General features: G+C 42.6%; 13 protein-coding genes. 9 read left to right on the plus strand and 4 right to left on the minus strand.

What is annotated here, in order from left to right:
- Positions 1 to 40 precede the first annotated feature (40 nt).
- The 8 genes from ACIPK1_RS14890 (at position 41) to ACIPK1_RS14925 (ending at position 12483) form a co-directional block, all read left to right on the plus strand.
- Positions 41 to 1684 carry a sensor histidine kinase gene (locus ACIPK1_RS14890; RefSeq protein WP_400451266.1) on the plus strand — a complete coding sequence of 548 codons (1644 nt, stop codon included), beginning with the start codon at positions 41 to 43 and terminating at the stop codon, positions 1682 to 1684.
- Positions 1659 to 3209 carry a response regulator gene (locus ACIPK1_RS14895; RefSeq protein ID WP_086299054.1) on the plus strand — a complete coding sequence of 517 codons (1551 nt, stop codon included), beginning with the start codon at positions 1659 to 1661 and terminating at the stop codon, positions 3207 to 3209. Before ACIPK1_RS14890 ends, ACIPK1_RS14895 begins: the two co-directional genes overlap by 26 nt.
- A gap of 121 nt (positions 3210 to 3330) precedes the next feature.
- Entirely contained in the window at positions 3331 to 4917 is a 1587-nt protein-coding gene (locus tag ACIPK1_RS14900; RefSeq protein WP_086299055.1) for an extracellular solute-binding protein, read from the plus strand.
- A 102-nt stretch (positions 4918 to 5019) separates the two neighbouring features.
- Positions 5020 to 5943 carry a sugar ABC transporter permease gene (locus tag ACIPK1_RS14905; RefSeq protein WP_016609626.1) on the plus strand — a complete coding sequence of 308 codons (924 nt, stop codon included), beginning with the start codon at positions 5020 to 5022 and terminating at the stop codon, positions 5941 to 5943.
- A 12-nt stretch (positions 5944 to 5955) separates the two neighbouring features.
- A complete protein-coding gene (locus ACIPK1_RS14910) occupies positions 5956 to 6849 on the plus strand; it encodes a carbohydrate ABC transporter permease (protein WP_016609627.1) in 894 nt (297 codons plus the stop codon).
- 4 nt (positions 6850 to 6853) lie between these two features.
- Entirely contained in the window at positions 6854 to 7486 is a 633-nt protein-coding gene (locus ACIPK1_RS14915; RefSeq protein WP_086299056.1) for a DUF624 domain-containing protein, read from the plus strand.
- A gap of 49 nt (positions 7487 to 7535) precedes the next feature.
- Positions 7536 to 9476 carry a glycoside hydrolase family 127 protein gene (locus ACIPK1_RS14920; RefSeq protein WP_086299057.1) on the plus strand — a complete coding sequence of 647 codons (1941 nt, stop codon included), beginning with the start codon at positions 7536 to 7538 and terminating at the stop codon, positions 9474 to 9476.
- A 175-nt stretch (positions 9477 to 9651) separates the two neighbouring features.
- Entirely contained in the window at positions 9652 to 12483 is a 2832-nt protein-coding gene (locus ACIPK1_RS14925) for a discoidin domain-containing protein (RefSeq protein ID WP_400451268.1), read from the plus strand.
- A gap of 130 nt (positions 12484 to 12613) precedes the next feature.
- On the opposite strand, the gene ACIPK1_RS14930 is transcribed toward ACIPK1_RS14925, so the two are convergent.
- The 4 genes from ACIPK1_RS14930 to ACIPK1_RS14945 are packed head-to-tail and all read right to left on the minus strand — an operon-like array spanning position 12614 to position 16015.
- A complete protein-coding gene (locus ACIPK1_RS14930; RefSeq protein ID WP_005227316.1) occupies positions 12614 to 13276 on the minus strand; it encodes an ABC transporter permease in 663 nt (220 codons plus the stop codon).
- Positions 13277 to 13280: 4 nt separating this feature from the next.
- Entirely contained in the window at positions 13281 to 14201 is a 921-nt protein-coding gene (locus tag ACIPK1_RS14935) for an osmoprotectant ABC transporter substrate-binding protein (RefSeq protein ID WP_008376082.1), read from the minus strand.
- Entirely contained in the window at positions 14201 to 14836 is a 636-nt protein-coding gene (locus ACIPK1_RS14940) for an ABC transporter permease (protein ID WP_005227319.1), read from the minus strand. Before ACIPK1_RS14940 ends, ACIPK1_RS14935 begins: the two co-directional genes overlap by 1 nt.
- A 3-nt stretch (positions 14837 to 14839) precedes the next feature.
- On the minus strand, positions 14840 to 16015 hold the full coding sequence (locus ACIPK1_RS14945) for a betaine/proline/choline family ABC transporter ATP-binding protein (RefSeq protein ID WP_008376079.1): 1176 nt from the start codon (positions 16013 to 16015) through the stop codon (positions 14840 to 14842).
- Positions 16016 to 16367: 352 nt separating this feature from the next.
- Here ACIPK1_RS14945 and queA point away from each other — a divergent pair, with 352 nt between their 5' ends.
- On the plus strand, positions 16368 to 17399 hold the full coding sequence (gene queA / locus ACIPK1_RS14950) for a tRNA preQ1(34) S-adenosylmethionine ribosyltransferase-isomerase QueA (RefSeq protein WP_008376077.1): 1032 nt from the start codon (positions 16368 to 16370) through the stop codon (positions 17397 to 17399).
- Positions 17400 to 17495 lie beyond the last annotated feature (96 nt).

Here is a 17495-nt window from a genome sequence, read left to right on the forward strand (position 1 = left end):
AGACAGATAGTTAGAAAGTGTGAAGCGATTGAAGATAAAAATGAAACTTATGGTAACGATCATTATTGCGAATGTCGTTACTTCGTCACTGATCATTCTCTTTTTTTCTAATACCGCGAATAAGATCATTGATAAAAATATGGAGATCCAAGCGAAAGAGATCGAGGTCTCTATTTTACGTAATATCCATACGATCAGTACGGATCTTAATCATATCAATTATAAATTGATTATGGATGGCTACGACACGTTGAAAGAGGCCAGTGAACAACCACGGATTACGAGAGACACCTTTGAGAGCATCAAACTGACCATGGAATTGAAGGAGATCGTGGAACCATTGTATCAATTTCAACCTTATTTGCTGGGAATGGCGATTTATTCCAAAGAAAATCGGTTGATGTCGTTTGGGTTAGTTGATCCAGTTGTTGAAGAAACGTTGATTGGTTACACCAATGAGGCCGCTTATGCAAGAGAAATTGATGATTCGACTGTTTATATCAAAAATGGAATCAAAGTCGGGCAAGTAGTCCTAGGGCACTTGGTGGGATTTCTTCATACAAGCGAGTTTCTTAATGATCAATTAGAAAACCTCCCAGCTGGGACGCAGATCGCCTTGTTAGATCAAAAGCAAACGGTGCTTGCTGAAGTTGGCACCATTGATGAAGACCAAGCCAATTTGTATGAGAAATCATTCTATAGTGAAGAAGTCGAAGCGTGGTTTCATCTCCATCTCCCCAAAAAACCATTTTTGGGACCGTTGACACAGAATTTGCGACTGATGATTTTCCTGTGTATCGTGATCGTCAGCATGAGTATTTTTGTGGCTACGCTGATTATATTAAAACTGTCGAAACGAATCGATCAATTAAACCAAGCAATGGAGCGGGTCAAGAATAAGGACTTATCGACCACTGTTGAGATTCAAGGAAATGACGAATTAAAACAAATGAGTATAGTCTTTAATTCGATGGTTGCCAATATCAATACTTTAATGGAAGAAAATAAAGCCAGAGAAAAAGAGAAAAAAGAAATTGAAATCGACTTTCTACAAGCTCAAATCAACCCCCATTTTCTGTCCAATACGCTAAACTCGATTACCTGGATGGCTGAATTACAACAGGCTAACAATATTGCCCATCTTTCGAAATCACTTGTATCATTGTTGCATGCCACGATGTATAAGGGACAAGACTTGATTCCTTTGTCTGAAGAAGTAGCCCATGTCAAAAGCTATGTGTCCATCCAAAAAGTTGCCTATATTGATAGCTTTGATGTTCATTGGGCGCTTGATCCAGCGATTTTATCTTGCCGTATCCTTCGATTTATTTTGCAACCCATTGTTGAAAATAGCATTTTGCACAATTTTGTTGGAACGAATAGCGAAAAAGGGCAAATAAAAATAAGTGGAGAAAAAAAGGGAGATAAGCTTTGTTTAATGGTTGAAGATAATGGCAATGGACTAACAGAAGAAGCGATAAAACAGATAAACGAGCGAGAAAAAAGCAATGGAAAACACTATTCGAAAATTGGTATCCATAATATCGATAAACGAATCAAGCTCTACTATGGTCCAGACTATGGGATCACATATGAAACAGAGTTAGGGGTTTACACCCGAGTCATTATTGAGCTTCCTATGATTGGAGAAAAAGACGATGAAGAAAATAGCCCTCTTAGATGATGAGTTGATTTCACGCAACAAAATAAGTACTATTTTACAAAATTTCCCTCAATTTGAAATTGTACTCAGTACGGCAAATCCTTACGAGTTGTTAAATTATTTGGAGATTTATTCTGTAGATCTCATTTTTTTAGACATGAATATGCCAATTATGAATGGCTTAGCCTTTTTAGAACAATTGGAACTGATCGATCGCACGACTAAAGTGATCGTGATGAGTGGCTACGCCGACTTTAATTATGCGAGTGGTAGCATGAAATATGGGGTCGTTGACTATCTTTTGAAACATGAATTGAGCGAGGAAGTGATTTCGGAAGCGCTGAAAAAAATCAATTTTTTTACAGACGAGCCAATGGCTGCGCCTGCTTACGAGACACCCTCTCTACGAGACTTTTTTCATGGAAATACAAGCTTCTTGATGCAACAGTATCCGCATTTTGTAACTGAAAAAATGGTAGGACTTGTTATGATACCTATCTCTATCAGCAAAAATGTTTGGGACAAAGAAAAGTATAAACGAAAAGTGAGCGCTGTTTTAGAGCAATTGATTTTAGACACAAAGAAAGAAACCATAGAAATGCTCTCTTTCGTGACTGATGATGGGAAGCTTTTTATGCTTTACTCGTTTGCAAAAATCAAATCCTATAAAGCGATCAATGATTACTTGGAAACGATCAAAACCAAGTGCTACCATGCTGCTAAGCGCTTACTAGATGTTGAACTTTTTCTCCTGCGATCCCCAGTAAGCAATCAACTGTCGGAGGTATTAGAACTATTTAAGAGCGATGAACGAATCTCAGATTTACTCTTTTTTTCACGTCCGAATGAGTTGCTGCATTTTTCAAGCCAAGAATGCAGTAAAAACGTCTTTCAACAGCATGAGATCGCTTTGTATCTGAAAAAAATCTATTTTTATACCAAATACATCGAACCAGAAAACATCGAATATTATAGTAAAAAACTGTTTGAGTATATAAGAGAAAAACGGGTCGCACGTTCGCTGGCCTTAGAGCTAATTGCACAAATTGATTTTCAAATCAGTTTAGCGATGAGTAATAGCTTTAGACAGCCGATGGAAACGATGATTCAAATCAATTATTATCAACAGTTCGATACGTTACTAAGAATCGAAGCAGATTTTTTTGAAGCCATTTCATTAAGTGTAAAAAATTTCCAAAAAGAAGTCTTTAAGCCTGTTGACGAGCCGGTAAAAAAATGTATTCTTTATCTTCATCAACACTTCAAAGAACCGATCAGCTTGCAGACCTGCGCCGAAGCGATTGATTTAAATTATTCCTATTTAAGTAGGGTGTTTAAGCAGCAATGGGGACAGTCTTTTTCAAAATACTTGTCTGAGTTGCGGATCGATTATGCAAAATTATTGTTGAGTATCTCGTCTTGTAGTGTCAATGAAGTCGCAAGGCAAAGCGGATTTGCGAACTATAATTATTTTTTCCGTGTTTTTAAAGAACGTGTAGGAATCTCTCCATATCAGTTTAACCGCAACATTATGGACTATGAATGAAGCGAATCATGTAAAAATGGTTGGCGAGTAAAAAAAAGAGAGTAGAAGTAAAAATTGTTAATAAAAGCGTTTTCATTTTCGACGTTATACTTAGTGTAACAAGAGTGAAAGGGATGAGAAAATGAAAAAATTAGGTTTGGTGTTTTGTTCCGCAGCATTGATCGGATTGCTCTCTGGATGCGGGGGAGGATCTTCAAGTGAGGGAGATGGAGAGTCGTCAAGCAACCAGTTAAATGTGTTAGTGGTAAAGCATGGCTTGACGCAAAAGAACAAAGATATTGAGTGGTTGAACAAACTAGAAGAAGAACTTGAGCTGACCATAAAGTGGGAGGAAGTTTCCGCTGATTGGGATCAGAAAAAAGCCCCAATGTTGGCTTCTGGAGATATTCCCGATTTGATTCTGGGACCAAATGTTGTGACGGATGCGGAATTTGCGAAGTTTCCTGGCTTGTTCACCGATTTATCTGATCACTTAGATGCCCTGCCAAATGTTCAAAAGATGTTTGAAGAAAAACCAGAAACAAAAGCACTTGCTACTCAACTGAATGGAGAGATCTATGGCTTACCAAAATACCAGCGTTTTTGGCCTAAATCTGCTTCTCGTCAATATATCAATCAAACGTGGCTGGACAATCTTGGGTTAGACGTACCTGAAACATGGGATGAACTATTCGAAGTGTTGGTCGCATTCAAAGAAAACGATGCGAATGGAGATGGGGATGCTAGCGATGAAATTCCAATGGATTGGAGTCCAGTTGGAACCGGCGGTTTTGGCTATTTCCAACCAATGCAGCTTTTAGCAAGTACGGGTATCGTTGTTTCAGAAGGAGGAAATACCGGCTACTTTGCTGAAAATGGACAGGTAGGCAACTTCTTTGTTGATGAGCGTTACAAAGAAACAGTGGAATTTTTGAACAAGTGCTGGGAAGCTGGCTTGATTAATCCTAAGGCTTTTTCTCAAGATTATAGTGCCTATCAGTCCACTGGTAGAGGAGAAGGCGAGACGGCAAAAGTCGGTTTTACTTGGGGCTGGGAAGCTTCAGACCGATTTGGTAATCAGTTAGCAGATCAATATACATCAATGGCACCATTGATTCAAAAAGCTGGAGTGGAACCGACATGGAGCTATGAAACCTCGCTTAATTATGGGGTAAACTTTGCCGTTGTTTCCTCTCAAACCAAAAATATGGACGGAGCCTTAAAATTCGTCAATGCGCTATACGATCCAGAAATCGGAATCCAAGCATTGTTTGGGTCATTGGGCACTAACATCGAAAAAGAGGGGGACACTTACCGCGTCTTGCCACCTGCGGATGAAAATGTCGATCCAGGGACATGGAAGTGGACAACAACTTGGGCGGACAATAGTCCAATGTATATTTCAGACGCTCTTGATGTCGAACTTGGCGCAGATATGAAAGCGAATGAGGTCCAAGATGAAGTGTTGCATCCTTACGTGGATAAAATCGTTCCTGAAGAACAAGTAGTACCATTCAATCTCTTGAAATTTAGTAATGAGGATGCCACAACACTAGCAAACAACAATACAACGATCCTCAATGAAGCAATGACAAAATTTGCTAAATGGGTGACAAAAGGTGGCATTGAAGATGAGTGGGAGCAATATGTCACAACCTTGCAAAATAGCGGCTTAGATCAAAATATCGAGATCGTTCAAAAAGGATTTGATCAATATTACGGGAATTAAGTGAGTGGTGAGGCTGGTCAGAGTTGAGTAAAGCAATCGCAAGTTCATGCTTGAATAACAAAGACCAGCCATTTACCTAAATCTATCAAAGGAGTGAAGATCATGGACACAGTTCTCGTGAAAAAAAATAATCGGTTACTTTCTCATTTCAGTCGACAATGGCAGCTATGGTTGATGGTTTTACCGGCATTAGCGATCATTTTGGTTTTTAATTACATACCAATGTATGGTATCCAACTAGCATTTCGGGAATTCGATTTTACGAAGGGACTCACTGGTGGCGAATTTGTCGGTTTCAAGTATTTCCAACAATTTTTCGAAAGCCCGATGTTCCAAACCGTGATAGTCAATACGTTGCGGATCAGTGTGACAACGCTGATTTTTGGGTTCATTGCTCCCATTTTATTGGCATTGATCATCAATCAAATCAGAAACCCTAAAAGAAAAAAAGTCATGCAAACTGCGGTTTATTTACCTCACTTCATTTCTACGGTCGTGATGGTAGGGATATTGCAAGTCTTTCTTTCACCAGAAACAGGTGTTTTAGTCAACCTCTTGAACTTGGATTCTTCTGTCAACTTAATGGGGAGCGACAGTACGTTCGTGCCCGTCTATGTCATTTCTGAGGTTTGGCAGCACTGTGGCTGGAACAGCATTATTTACTTAGCGGCACTTTCGAGTATCGATACGCAACTCTATGAATCAGCAGATATCGATGGCGCCAATCGTTTTCAAAAAATCCTCCATGTTGATATACCAGCATTAGTGCCAACGATGGTTATTTTGTTGATTATGAATATGGGTGGGGTTTTAAATGCTGGCTTTGAGAAGATTTTCCTGATGCAAAATAGTTTGAATTTGAGCGTCTCAGAAGTCATTTCTACGTATGTGTATAAAATTGGGATCTTAAACAGTCAATTTAGTTATTCAACAGCGATCGGGCTATTCAATAACATCATTAATTTTCTCTTTTTAGTTTTAGCAAATGGTCTTTCGAAAAAATACACGAACCGTAGTTTATGGTAAAGGGGTGGCTATATGAATCTATCACTAACAAACAAACCTAAATCAGATCTTCTTTTTAACCTAGCGATCATCATACTTTGCTTGAGTATCTTTTTGATTGTCGTCTATCCGCTCTTTTTTGTCGTCATCGCTTCAATTAGTGATTCCAACATGGTTTCTAAAGGATTAGTCACGCTCTTTCCTAGGAATATCAGCTTTTTTGGTTTTGAAAAAATTTTACAAGATGCTAGGATCTGGACGGGCTATCGCAATACCTTGATTTATACGTTAGGAGGAACGGCGGTCAATTTAATTTTTACTTTACCCGCAGCTTTTGCCTTATCAAGAAAGGAATTTAAACCTCGAAAACTTTTGATGTTTCTCTTTACCTTTACGATGTTTTTCAATGGTGGCTTGATCCCTACGTATTTACTTTATCGAGATGTGGGGTTGATCGATAGTATGTGGGTCTTTATTATTCCCTCGGCAGTCAATGTCTATAATTTGATCATTGCAAGAAGCTTTTTTGAGACAAGCATTCCGGATAGTCTCTATGAAGCAGCCGCTCTAGATGGTTGCTCCTATGCAAAATTTTTTGTTACTGTAGCACTACCGCTATCCAAAGCAGTCATTTCTGTGGTGGGTCTTTACTATTTGGTCCAACATTGGAACGATTTCTTTACAGGACTCGTATTTATTCGCGACTACGAAAAACAACCTTTACAGATCGTTCTGCGAGATATTTTACTATCAAATCAAGCATCTGCAGGTGGTGCGGGCGCTTTGGGTGATGGCTACGGACAACAATATGCAGATCAGATCAAATATGGCGCCATCATTGTTTCGACCTTACCGATTTTGGTGATCTATCCTTTCCTACAGAAATACTTTGATAAAGGAGTCATGATTGGTGCAATGAAAGGGTGAGTACATGAATAAGCTAGTCGATTTACATGTGAGCATTGGGAAAAAAGGCTTACTGTTATTTCTGTTGCATTGCTATTGGCTGCTGTTTACCTTATTCGGCTTAGTTCTTTTCGGACTATTGCCAGCAACCAATGCGGTTTACGAACTTTGCAATGATGAAAAATATCAAGAAGCAAATGCGATAAAATTGTTTCAGTCCTTTGCAAAAAGCTTTCGAAAAAACTTTTGGAGAATGAATCGATTAGGACTCTTTATACTTCCTTTAACAGCCCTTTTTTCGATTGACTTGATGCTAATGAGACACTATGTCTTTACCGAAGCCGATACAACCGTTTATTTGTTGATCCAACTTCTGATAGTGATTAGTCTCCTTTTTTTAGCCAATCTCTTTTGGTTTTTTCAACACGAACGAGCTTGGAAACCCATGCTTAAAAAAAGTTTGATTCTAATGCTTGGCAAACCTGGATTGACCGGTCAAATTTTCGTCCTTATGGTCGGGATCAGCTGTTGCTACTACCTACTACCGGGTTTATTCTTCGTATTTGGTGTTACACCGCTGGTTTATTTTCAACTTAATTTGTTTAAACAAAAAGATGCGTATGTCTTTTTACCTGAAAAAAAGCATACGACTGTCTAAGCTCGTACATTTACCATAAAATCTCAAAATAAAAGAATAGGAGAACGAAATGAAAGAATTCGCATTAAACAAGATCCAGCTCACGGACGAGTTTTGGCAAGGGTACCAAGAGCTTGTTCGCAAAGAAACGATTCCTTACCAATACCAAGTCCTAAATGATGAAATCGATGTAGATGTTCAAGCAGAACGGGAAGATCCTAATTTGCCAGCTGGGAAAAGCCATGCCTTGGCGAATTTTCGCATCGCTGCAGGGCAAATGGAAGGAGAACATTTTGGCTGGTTTTTCCAAGATAGCGATGTCTACAAATGGATCGAGTCGGCTGGGTATAGCTTGTTGAATACCAGCGATCCGCAATTGGAAAAGACAGTAGATGAAGTGATTGACTTAGTTGCTGCGGCGCAAGAAGCGGATGGCTACTTAAATACCTTCTTTCAATTGACTCGACCGAAGTTAAAATACCGTCAGTTGTATTTCAGTCATGAACTTTATTGTGCGGGGCATCTAGTCGAAGCGGCTATCGCTTATGATCAAGCAACAGGTAAGGATAAATTACTGACCGTGGCAGAGAAAAATATCGCCAATATTTGCACGTATTTTGGGCGGGAGCCTGGAAAAATTCAAGGTGCTGATGGCCATCAAGAGATCGAATTGGCTCTGGTGCGTTTGTATGAATACACCGGTAAACAAACCTATTTGACATTCGCTGATTTCTTTCTTGAAGTACGTGGGGAAGATCCTGCCTTTTACGAAAAAGAAATCTTGAAAAACCAAGCGGATGGCTTATCGGATGAAACGCCAAGGGTAGACCTCACCTATTTACAAGCCTACGATCAACCTAAAAAGCAGCATGAAGCCAAAGGTCATGCGGTACGAATGCTGTATATGGCAAGCGGGATGGCAAAAGTCGCCCAGCATACCCAAGATCAAGCATTAATCGACGCTTGTGAAGCGATTTGGGAAGACATCGCCTGTAAGAAAATGTATGTGACCGGTGGCGTCGGCTCAACCGTTCACGGGGAAGCCTTTGTCGGTCCCTATGATTTGCCAAATGATACGATGTATTGTGAAACCTGTGCAGCCATTGCATTGGTCCAATTTTCTTTTGAGCTGTTCAAACTAACCAATGAACCAAAATATTTAGCGACGATGGAACGAGCGTTGTATAATAGCGTCCTTTCTGGTGCGGCAATTGACGGCAAACACTTTTTCTACGTGAATCCTTTGGAGGTCAATCCCCAACGAGATCAAGAAAATCCTGGCAAAGGTCACGTCAAAGCCCAACGACCCGATTGGCTCGGTTGTGCGTGTTGTCCGCCCAATTTTGCACGGATGGTTGCATCGCTGCAGCGCTTGGTTTACACTTGCGATCAAGAGAAGCTTTACGTGAATTTATTTGTAGCAAGCCGTTTAGAAGAACCTGATCAATTTACGTTTGAACAAACGGGCGGGTTTCCTTTTACAGAGGACCTCACGATTCGCTATCAAGGCATTCCAAAGACGCTCATCATCCACAAACCTAACGGACTAAGTAAGTTTCAAATCGATAGTGAACACGAATGGCAGGAGACGAACGAGGCAATCATCTTTGAGGCAGTCGAAAACGTGACGGCCAATATCCGTTTTGAACAACCATTGCAAATCTTGCGTGCGAATCCTCAAGTTATTCAAGACATCAATCAAGTCGTATTGCAACGTGGCCCCTTCGTGTATTGCATAGAAGAAGCCGACAATGGTCAAGCACTCTGGCGTTGCCGCATCGACCCACAGGCGCTGGAGGCGACCTTTGCGAAAGAGGATACGTTGTTGCCAACTACTTTACGTTTGGCGATCAAAGGCTACCAAAGCGAAGAATGGTCGGGAACAACCCTTTACGAAGAACGAGCGGAAACGGTCATACCTCGTACGTGGCAACTGATCCCATACCATTTATGGGGCAATCGGGGCATAGGCGAAATGCGCGTTTGGCTGCCGCTCGTTGGAAAGGAGTAAGAAGTAAGCAGGGCCAAAGAGCTTCCCCAAAAGGAGGCTCTTTTTTTTCTAAACTCAACCTTCTTGGATTTGTTGCATGATTTCTTTAATTTGTTCCTATATTCCTATCTTTGAAAGCGTTATCGTTTTAGTGTAGGAATGTTGGCGGGTTTATGTAAAACAAGGAGGAAGAAGTGTGACAAGGAAAATCAGTAAAGTTGGCGTATCTTTGTTGGTATTGGCAGCGGCAACGGCAATCGGTGGCTGCACCCAAAGTGAGGCGAAGACAACTGGAAAAGTCGTTTACCAAGAAACAGCCAAAAGTACGTTGGAAAAAGCGATGGACAATCAACCGGAGTCGTCTTATTGGTTCCCAGAGGATTTGTTGGCATGGTCTTTTGAAAAAGATCCAGATGCGAAATATAATACCAGCGTTGTTCCATTAGCGCAGCGGGCAGCTAAAGAGACGTTGCCGAAGATGAATGACACGCAAACGGCAGAAACCAAAGTCGTAGCGCTTTCGATCATGAATAGCAGTACGAGCGGCAATGCACCACGAGGGATCAATACCTTTGATGCCAATGTCTTTTCTTATTGGCAATACATCGATCAATTGGTTTATTGGGGCGGCTCTTCTGGCGAAGGGATTATCGTACCACCAAGTCCTGATGTAACGGATGCTGCTCATAGGAATGGCGTGCCGGTTTTAGGAACGATCTTCTTTCCACAAACTGCCCATGGTGGGAAGTTGGAATGGCTAGATACGTTTTTAGCTAAGGATGAGGACGGCAATTTTCCGATCGTAGAAAAAATGATCGAAGTTGCCAATACGTATGGCTTTGATGGCTGGTTCATCAATCAAGAAACCGATACGGCGGTCACTAGTTTTGATGATGCAGCGGAAGGTGTCGAACAATCGGGGGCTGATGGTAAAGGACTAAATGAAAGCCACGCCAAAGCGATGCAAGAACTGATCGCCCAATTCAAAGAACAAGCCGACGAGCATTTAGAGATCATGTGGTATGATTCCATGACGAGTGATGGGAAAATGGATTGGCAAAACGCGTTGACGGATAAGAACAAAGCCTATTTAGTGGATGCAGAGATGAACCCATTGGCAGATAGTATGTTCTTGAATTTCTGGTGGACCACTGACAAATTGGCGGACAAAGAGCTGTTGAAGGCCTCCAATGAAAAAGCCCGTGAAATCGGTGTCGATCCTTACGATCTTTTTGCTGGGTTCGATGTACAAGAAAATGGCTATGCAACGCCTGTGCGCTGGGATCTGTTTACGGATGAAAAAGGCGTTCCTTATACCTCATTGGGCCTGTATGTGCCTAGCTGGACCTATTCTTCTGCTAGTACGCCGGATGATTTCCAAAGCAAAGAGAATGCTTTTTGGGTCAATAACACGGGCGATCCTCGGGAAAGCCAGCTGCCAGAAGCGACAGAGTGGCCTGGAATCTCCACGTATGCCCTGGAACAGACCGCTATCACAGAGCTGCCTTTTGTGACGAATTTTAGTCTGGGTAATGGCTACAACTATTTTATCGACGGAGAAAAAGTGTCCAGCCGCAATTGGAACAACCGAAGCTTGCAAGCTGTTTTGCCGACCTATCGTTGGGTCTTTGATCATGGAAAAGATAATGATTTGGCTGTATCAATCAATTATGCGGATGCCTACAATGGCGGAAATGCACTGAAACTACGTGGACAGATGACAAAAGGCAGTACCAGTCACATGGCATTGTATCAGACAGCATTTCCTGTGACGAAAAAGACGAAGCTAACAACGACTGTCAAAGCAACGGTACCGACAACTCTTGATTTGGTCGTGACCTTAGCCGATGGTTCGACACAAACAATCAAAGGAGACAAAGAGGTCGCAACAGACTGGACGACGATCACCTACTCATTGAAAGACATCAAAGGAGAAGTGACAGCGATCGGTTATGACATAACCACGAAAGAAACCAGTGATGTCTATGAATTGAATTTAGGGCAATTAACGATCGGAGATCAGAAAGCGGAGAAATTCGCTGCCGAAGCATTGACGGTTGAGGATGTGCTCTTTGATGAGGAAGAGGGCAACTATGCGGGTGTCCGTTTAACGTGGGAAGCTGCCAAGGACAAGACAGCTGCGGTTTATGAGATCTACCAATTGAACGATGACGGCTCACGCTCTTTCTTAGCAGCTACGCCAGCAACCAACCACTATTTGAATGCCGTTGAACGTCCAAAAGGGACGAAAACCAAGTTCGCGGTGGTGGCAGTGGATCGCTATGGCAATCGTGGCAAGCTATCAGATACGGTGGAGATCACTTGGCCGAACAATCAGCTGCCAAAAGCGGCCTTTACAGCCTCTAGAACCTTGGCAGCACCGGGGGAAACGATCACCTTCACGAATACCTCATCTGCGAATGCTGAAGCATTCGAATGGACGTTTGAAGGCGGCGATATCACGAGCAGTACAGAAGAAAATCCCCAAGTGACCTATTCGGAACCAGGTACCTACAAAGTCACGCTTGTTGCCAAAAACGAAGCAGGAGAGACCCCTCTGGAAATGGCGGGATTGATCACGATTTCTGCTGATGCGCCGAAAGAGTTGCTGCTGCTTTCAAAAGATGCCGAAGCAACTGCTTCATCGTTTGTCAATGATGCCGAAGCACCGGCTTTTGCCCTCGATGGTGATTTGAGTACGAAGTGGTGTGCGACAGGCAATGCGCCTCATGAGTTGATGATCGATCTCGGTCGGCCACAAACGGTCAGTGAAGTACGCCTCGCTCATGCGGAGGCTGGTGGAGAAGGTCCAGACATGAATACGCGGGCGTATACGGTGCTCGTCAGTGAAGATGGCAAAGACTATGAGCCAGTTTCACGAACGTTGAAAAATGAAGCCGGCAATAGCACCAATACGTTTGCCGTCCAGAAGGTGCAATATGTAAAAATCAGTATCGATAAACCAACACAAGGAGCAGATTCGGCAGCCCGAATCTATGAAGTCGAAGTATACGGAATGGATAAATAGCGAAAAAGAGCAGGGCGTTAAACCTAAGAAGGGAAGCGTCTGAAGCATGCTTTTCTGAAAAATGACCAAACCCAAAAAGCCGTTGCGACCAATAAATGGTCACAACGGCTTTTGCTTTTTGCAAATAAGTTTAGCGTGACGTACGGCTGGCTGGATCTAAGCGGCGTTCAATAAAGCTCAATCCAAGATCCGTAATGATCGCCATCAAGGCAGTTGGTAAAGCACCGGCTAAGATGATCGATGCACCATCCGTCGCATTGGTTCCACGGATGATGATGTCCCCCAGTCCACCAGCACCAACGAAAGCCCCAATAGCGGTGATACCGATCGCCACGACTAAGGCGTTTCGAATCCCTGCCATGATCACCGAAACAGACAATGGCAATTCGATCATATACAATCGTTGCCAGCTAGTCATCCCCATCCCTTTGCCGACATCTAACGTATTGCGGTCGACTTGGCGCATGCCGGTATAGGTATTTTTGATGATCGGTAACAAAGAATAAAGGAAAATCGTTAAAATCACGACATTCACACCTAAGCCCATGCCGATCATTAAAATCGAGATCATCGCTAAAGATGGAATCGTCTGGATGATATTGGCGAAACGAATCACCCAATCTGCCAAACGCATTTTTTTAGAAATCAAGATCCCGATTGGAATCCCGACGATTGAGGCAAAAAGTACCCCGTAGATTGAAATCAAGAAGTGACGAATGAACTGGGCAAAAACATAGCCGCCATTTTCTTGAAAATAGAAAAGAAATTGTTGGAATAAATTCATGTCTGCCATTTCGTCACTCTCCTTCGAAGTAATTATTTTCTTCTAAGAAACGTTCGGCAACTACCGTTGGTTCTAGAAGGTCATTATCCACTTGGTAATTCAATTCTTGCATTTTTTCGGTATCAATTTTGCCTGCTAATTTGTTCAGGGCATCGCCGATTTCAGGTGTTTCTTTCAATAATTTGTCATCGACGATCGGTGCGGCATCATAAGGCGGGAAGAAGTTTAGATCATCTTCTAGCATCACGAGATCGTAACTGCCGATCCGGCCGTCGGTTGAGTACCCTAAAACGATATCCATTTTTCCGTTATCAACAGCATCATAGACGAGACCGATCTGCATCGGTAGGATATTTTGGAAAGAGAATCCATAGGCTTCCTGGAAGCCATCGTACCCATCGCCGACCCGTGTGATCCACGCGGTATCGACCCCTGCGACCAATTGATCTGCGACATCTTTCAAGTCACTGACTTTTTCCAATCCGTATTTTTCAGCAGTGTCTTTCCTGACAAGAAAGACATATGTGTTATCAAAGCCGTAAGATGGGAACCAAGTCTGTTGGTATCGTTTCTCAAATTCTGATTTGACTTTGTCAAAGGCGGCTTGCGGATCAGATTCTGGTTCCAACCCTAACGTAGTGGTCAAGTCAGTTCCTGTGTAGCGGGCAGCTGAGATCGACGCATCGCCATTCATCATCGCTTGGTGATTGATGGTCGTTGTTGCTAAGTTGTTAATGACGGTTGTGTTTTTATCCGTATAGTGTTCGACCATACCGGCAACCACCGCGCCAAGAATTTGGGCTTCGGAAGTGATCCCGCCTGTGATCGCCACGGTATTCTCATCAGAAGTCGATGCTAAACCGGGAAAGGAACAGCCAGACAGTAAAGCGACACTTAAGGAAAACAACAGCGCTAATTTTGAAGTTTTTTTCATTACGCATCCCCCCTTAAGGCAGCTGGTGTCAGTTTGTTTTCTAACAAACCCAGTAACCAGTCAGCTAATAAAGCAAAGATCGTCACTGGAATCGTCCCAGCAAAAATCAAAGGCGGTTGGTAGTTGTTTAGTCCGCTAAAGATCAAATCACCAAGTCCACCGGCACCGATGTAAGAAGCCAAGGTAGCCCAGGCTAAAACATACACGGCCGATAAGCGGATCCCTGCCATGATCGTTGGGATCGCTAGAGGTAATTCCACACTGATGATCGACTGCAAGTTGGTCATCCCCATCCCTTTGGCAACATCGCGGTAATTCCAATCGACTTTTTTCATTCCAATGTAGGTATTTCGCAAAATCGGCAACAAGGAATAAATGAAAAGAGCGACGATAGCAGGGACTTTTCCGACACCTAAAATCGGGATCATCAATGCCAATAGTGCCAAAGAAGGCACGGTTTGCAACGCACTGGTGATGCCGATCACGATCGTTGCTGCTTTGGGGAAACGGGTCAAGATCACACCGATCGGTACGGCAACAAGAATCCCTAAGAGCAAAGCCGCAAAGGAAATATACAAATGTTCAAGACTTTTGGTGACCAATTGGCCGCCATATTCATTAAAGAAGCTTTGCATGCGCTAGACCTCCTCAGTTTCTTCAGGTTTCGCCGACTCAATGGCTTCCATGATCGATGGCTCATCGCCCCAAATCACGTCATAAACGATATCAACTAAGGAAGCACGGGTCAAAATCCCAACTAAATGTTTGTCGGCATCTACTACTGGGACATATTTTAAGCCGCGTTTTAAGATGCGTTGCAAGGTATCCCGCAACAAGGCGGTTTCGCGAACGAAAAAGACATCTTTGTTCAAGATATCGCCGACACTAGTAACTTTGCCACGGTTGCGGTCGATGGATTCGACATCGATGTAGCCTTTTAGCACGTTGCTATTGTCGGTAACAAGCAAGGTATCGACCCGTTTTTCCCGCATCAAGTGAATCGCTTCTTGTATGGATTTTTCTGGTGTGATAGCGATCGGGGTATTTAACATTACGTCTTTGACTGGCGTCGTGTCAGGTTTTGCTTGTAACAAGCGGTCTTCACCGATCAATTCTTCCACAAACGGTGTTGCTGGGTGTTGCAGAATATTTTCTGGTGTATCAAATTGAATGACTTTTCCTTCACTCATGATCACGATACGGCTAGCAAGCTTCAATGCTTCGTCCATATCATGGGTAACGAAGACGACGGTTTTTCCAAGCCGTTCTTGCAAGTCTTTAACCAAATCTTGTAAGGAGTCACGAGTGATTGGGTCTAGTGCGCCAAAAGGCTCATCCATTAAAATGACATCTTGGTCAGCTGCCAAGGCACGGACAACACCGATCCGTTGCTGTTGCCCTCCAGACAATTCGTTGGGGTAACGGTCGAGCATTTCTCGTGGCAATTCCACTAAGTCGATCATGCGCTCGGCAGTTTTGTTGCGTTCTTCTTGGCTGACTTTTAACAATTTTTGAACCAATGTGATGTTTTCCCGAATCGTCATGTGAGGCATCAAACCGATGCTTTGGATCACATAGCCGATTTGACGGCGTAACTCCACTGGGTTGATCTCTGTAACGCTTTTTCCATTGATCAAGATTTTTCCTTTAGAAGGATCCGTCATACGGTTGATCATCCGCATACAAGTCGTCTTTCCGCTACCACTTGTCCCGATGAAGCAAATGAATTCGCCTTTTTCAAAGGAAAGATTCACATCTTCAACAGCGACTTTACCACCTTTGTAAATTTTGGATACCTGCTGAAACTCAATCATGATGTCACCTCTATTTTTATTTAAGCAATCTGAATAATGGCTTATAATCTGTACTAAGTATGCCGAAAAGTCACGTGTTATTCAAATAATCTGCCCATTTTTTTCATAATTGTATAGACAAAAACGAAAATAGCGCCATAAGCAAGTCCAAATTAAGGAGCGATGCATAGAGAAAAGAAGCAGCGAAAATATGTCGTTATTTTTCATTGGAAAAAGGGGTGCTTTTTTGCTGAAGGCCTTAGCAGCAGTCTCTTTATTTTTTTCTAAGAAAGGGCAGAATTAAAAGCTGTTTTTTCAATTTTTATAAAAACATGCTAGAATAGAGAAGAATTTAGGGGAAGAGAGGAACAACATGCTTACAACTGAAGATTTTGATTTTGACTTACCGGAAGAACTGATCGCTCAAACGCCATTAAGTGATCGCTCAAGTTCCCGTTTATTAGTGGTTGACCGCGAGACTGGCAAATTTGAGGACAAGCACTTCTATAACATCATTGATGAATTGGAACCAGGGGATGCCTTGGTGATGAATGATACGCGGGTATTACCAGCTCGTATCTATGGCGAAAAACAAGAAACAGGTGCCCATCTGGAAATCCTTTTACTGAACAATATTGAAGGGGATACGTGGGAAACCTTGATCAAGCCAGCCAAAAGAGCCAAAGTCGGCACGAAGATCACCTTCGGCGACGGACGATTAGAGGCAGTGGTGGAAGAAGAGCTCGATCACGGCGGCCGGATCATTCGTTTTCAATACAAAGGAATCTTTTTAGAGATTCTGGAATCGCTTGGCGAAATGCCGTTACCGCCTTACATCAAAGAACGGCTAGAAGACCCAGACCGCTATCAAACGGTTTATGCCAAAGAAAACGGCTCAGCGGCCGCACCAACTGCCGGCTTGCATTTTACCCCAGAATTGCTAGAGCAGATTGCAGCGAAAGGCGTCAAGCTGGTTTATCTGACTTTGCACGTTGGTTTAGGAACGTTTCGTCCAGTCAGTGTCGATAATATCGCTGATCATGAGATGCACAGCGAATTTTACCGTTTGACAGAAGAAGCTGCCGCACAATTGAACGAGGTTCGGGCAAATGGTGGCAAGATCGTTGCAGTCGGAACGACTTCGATCCGTACATTAGAAACCATTGGGACCAAGTTTGATGGGCAAATCAAAGCCGATAGTGGGTGGACGAGTATTTTTATCACGCCAGGCTATCAGTTTAAAATCGTGGAAGCTTTTTCTACCAACTTCCACCTACCAAAATCAACCTTAGTGATGTTAGTCAGTGCCTTTGCAGGACGCGACCTAACACTTTCTGCCTACCAGCATGCCATCGATGAGCGATATCGCTTCTTTAGCTTTGGCGATGCGATGTTCTTAAAATAAAGGCTCTATAATTTATGGGACTGATGAATCAGAATTGATTCTTCAGTCCCATTTTCATTTTAGGTATTAAAAAACATATCGTTCTCTAGTATGATT

This window comes from Enterococcus sp. NPDC086594 (assembly GCF_044746145.1).
Classification (GTDB): Bacteria; Bacillota; Bacilli; order Lactobacillales; family Enterococcaceae; genus Enterococcus_D; species Enterococcus_D entomosocium.

Excerpts from the sequence above, each read along its gene's own strand:
- ACIPK1_RS14890 (WP_400451266.1), top strand. The coding sequence starts at position 41 with ATGAAACTTATGGTAACGATCATTATTGCGAATGTCGTTACTTCGTCA.
- ACIPK1_RS14895 (WP_086299054.1), top strand. The coding sequence starts at position 1,659 with ATGAAGAAAATAGCCCTCTTAGATGATGAGTTGATTTCACGCAACAAA.
- ACIPK1_RS14900 (WP_086299055.1), top strand. The coding sequence starts at position 3,331 with ATGAAAAAATTAGGTTTGGTGTTTTGTTCCGCAGCATTGATCGGATTG.
- ACIPK1_RS14905 (WP_016609626.1), top strand. The coding sequence starts at position 5,020 with ATGGACACAGTTCTCGTGAAAAAAAATAATCGGTTACTTTCTCATTTC.
- ACIPK1_RS14910 (WP_016609627.1), top strand. The coding sequence starts at position 5,956 with ATGAATCTATCACTAACAAACAAACCTAAATCAGATCTTCTTTTTAAC.
- ACIPK1_RS14915 (WP_086299056.1), top strand. The coding sequence starts at position 6,854 with ATGAATAAGCTAGTCGATTTACATGTGAGCATTGGGAAAAAAGGCTTA.
- ACIPK1_RS14920 (WP_086299057.1), top strand. The coding sequence starts at position 7,536 with ATGAAAGAATTCGCATTAAACAAGATCCAGCTCACGGACGAGTTTTGG.
- ACIPK1_RS14930 (WP_005227316.1), bottom strand. The coding sequence starts at position 13,276 with ATGGCAGACATGAATTTATTCCAACAATTTCTTTTCTATTTTCAAGAA.
- ACIPK1_RS14935 (WP_008376082.1), bottom strand. The coding sequence starts at position 14,201 with ATGAAAAAAACTTCAAAATTAGCGCTGTTGTTTTCCTTAAGTGTCGCT.
- ACIPK1_RS14940 (WP_005227319.1), bottom strand. The coding sequence starts at position 14,836 with ATGCAAAGCTTCTTTAATGAATATGGCGGCCAATTGGTCACCAAAAGT.
- ACIPK1_RS14945 (WP_008376079.1), bottom strand. The coding sequence starts at position 16,015 with ATGATTGAGTTTCAGCAGGTATCCAAAATTTACAAAGGTGGTAAAGTC.
- queA (WP_008376077.1), top strand. The coding sequence starts at position 16,368 with ATGCTTACAACTGAAGATTTTGATTTTGACTTACCGGAAGAACTGATC.